The organism is Streptomyces sp. NPDC006435 (genome assembly GCF_040612315.1).
Lineage (GTDB): Bacteria > Actinomycetota > Actinomycetes > Streptomycetales > Streptomycetaceae > Streptomyces.
Map to the genome: position 1 here is coordinate 22,589 of NZ_JBEXPY010000009.1, position 385 is coordinate 22,973.

The 385-nt window shown below is 68.3% G+C and carries 1 pseudogene; it reads left to right on the forward strand.

Features of this window, described 5'->3' with window-relative positions:
• Positions 1–16: 16 nt before the first annotated feature.
• Positions 17–385 (forward strand): annotated as a pseudogene (locus tag ABZZ04_RS12355) (hypothetical protein); the annotation flags it as partial.

A 385-nucleotide genomic window follows, 5' to 3' on the forward strand; every position in this document is an offset into this window, starting at 1 on the left:
GGACGTTGCCGCTGCCTTGGCCGGTCTGAGCACCCTGTTGCAGGACGTTGCCGCTGCCTTGGCCGGTCTGAGCACCCTGTTGCAGGACGTTGCCGCTGCCTTGGCCGGTCTGAGCACCCTGTTGCAGGACGTTGCCGTTACCGGGGCCGGTCTGTGCGCCTTGCTGGAGGACGTTGCCGCTGCCTTGGCCGGTCTGAGCACCCTGCTGGAGGACGTTGCCGCTGCCCTGGCCGGTCTGAGCACCCTGCTGGAGGACGTTGCCGGTGCCTCGTCCGGTCTGTGCGCCTTGCTGGAGGACGTTGCCGGTGCCCTGGCCGGTCTGTGCGCCTTGCTGGAGGACGTTGCCGCTGCCTTGGCCGGTCTGAGCACCCTGTTGCAGGACGTA